At 70.4% G+C, this 1,387-nt stretch carries 4 protein-coding genes; all 4 read left to right on the forward strand.

Annotated elements, in window-relative coordinates; translation table 11 throughout:
• Positions 1-252, forward strand: a 252-nt coding sequence (locus GPA_RS19220; RefSeq protein WP_041239480.1) for a hypothetical protein, incomplete at its 5' end; no start/stop codon positions are given.
• A 4-nt stretch (positions 253-256) separates the two neighbouring features.
• A complete protein-coding gene (locus GPA_RS10675) occupies positions 257-658 on the forward strand; it encodes a Gp19/Gp15/Gp42 family protein (protein WP_041239481.1) in 402 nt (133 codons plus the stop codon).
• A complete protein-coding gene (locus GPA_RS10680) occupies positions 645-983 on the forward strand; it encodes a hypothetical protein (protein ID WP_156791003.1) in 339 nt (112 codons plus the stop codon). The genes GPA_RS10675 and GPA_RS10680 overlap by 14 nt, the downstream gene beginning before the upstream one ends.
• Entirely contained in the window at positions 976-1,245 is a 270-nt protein-coding gene (locus GPA_RS10685) for a hypothetical protein (RefSeq protein ID WP_015539871.1), read from the forward strand. Before GPA_RS10680 ends, GPA_RS10685 begins: the two co-directional genes overlap by 8 nt.
• Positions 1,246-1,387 lie beyond the last annotated feature (142 nt).

Here is a 1,387-nt window from a genome sequence, read left to right on the forward strand (position 1 = left end):
GACGGCCCCGCGCCGCAGCCTTCGGGCGGGGACGGCGGGGAGGTCCAGGTACCTGCGGGGCAGCCCGACGGCCCAGCGCCGGCCGCCTCGGCGTCACCGTCGTTCGAGGGTTGGGAGAACAGGAAGGAGTTCCTGAAGGAGCGCGAGATCGCCAACCTGCGCGCCTACGCCGCCGCCAACAGCGTGGAGCTTCCTCGCCCGGCCAACAAGGGCCAGATCGTGAACGCGATCGTGGCCGCGCTGGGGGAGTAGGGCGGTGGAGCCGTTCGCTACGCCCGATGACCTTCAGGATCGCTGGCGCACCCTGGACAAGGCCGAGGAGACGCGCGCGACCGTCCTGCTCGGCGACGCCTCGGCGCTCGTCGCCGGAGAGCTCGTTAGGGCCGGTGTCGTGGTGGACCCCTCCGACGAGGTGCAGGCGGCCAACTTGAGGTCGGTGTGCTGCTCCATGGTACGGCGATCCATGGACGTGCCCGACGACATGGCCGGCGTGTCCCAGTGCTCGCAGACGGCAGGCCCCTACTCGGGCAGCGCCTCGTTCGCGAACCCTCACGCCGACCTGTACATGACGTCGTCCGAGAGAAGGCGGCTGGGCCTGAAGAGAATGCGAGCGGGCTCCCTCCGCCCGAGGATAGGGGGAGCCGATGATACGTGGTGAGGATGTGGTCGTCCTGCGGCGGCGGAAGGTCGGCACCGACCCGCTCAACGCCCCCGCCTTCGGGCCGTGGGAGCCCGAGGCGGAACCGGTGTGCGCCCTCGTGGCGCCGGGCGCGACGGCAGATCTCGAAGCGTCGCGCCCAGCCGGCGCGGTCGTGGCGCTCACGCTGCACTTCCCGAAGTCGTACACAGCCCCGCTCAAGGGCTGCATGGTGCGGGCGCGCGGGCGCGACTGGCGCGTGGTCGGGGACCCGCAGCCCTATGCGAGCGAGAACGTACCGGGACCGTGGAACCGGCCCGTGGAAGTGGAGGCGGTAGATGGGTAGGAACGTGAGGTTCAAGGTCAACGCGGCCGGAGCACGGGAAGTGTTGAACTCGAGCGGCGTCCAGGCAGATCTGCTGGCCCGGGCTCGGGCGGTCAAGGCGCATGCAGAGTCGATGGACGGCGGCGTGTACGAGGCAGACGTGCGGGCGGGCAAGAACCGCGCGCACGCAATGGTCAAGACCCCTCGCGGCGACTTCAGGACCATGGCCTTGCAGGCCGAGCACAACACGCTTTTGAAGAGCATGGATGCGGGGCGATGGTGATGTTCGACATCGAGGCGGCGCTCGTCGGGTGGCTCGCCGAGAGGACGGGCGTGCCGGCGTTCGGCTCCGTGCCCGAGGACAAGCCGCCGGAGTTCCTGACCGTCGAGCGCACGGGAGGCGCGACGGCGCTCGGCATCGACCG

This window comes from Gordonibacter pamelaeae 7-10-1-b (assembly GCF_000210055.1).
GTDB lineage: Bacteria > Actinomycetota > Coriobacteriia > Coriobacteriales > Eggerthellaceae > Gordonibacter > Gordonibacter pamelaeae.

What these genes read in the sequence shown, in the direction of transcription:
- GPA_RS10680 (WP_156791003.1), top strand. Translation starts at nt 645, where the DNA reads ATGATACGTGGTGAGGATGTGGTCGTCCTGCGGCGGCGGAAGGTCGGC.
- GPA_RS10685 (WP_015539871.1), top strand. Translation starts at nt 976, where the DNA reads ATGGGTAGGAACGTGAGGTTCAAGGTCAACGCGGCCGGAGCACGGGAA.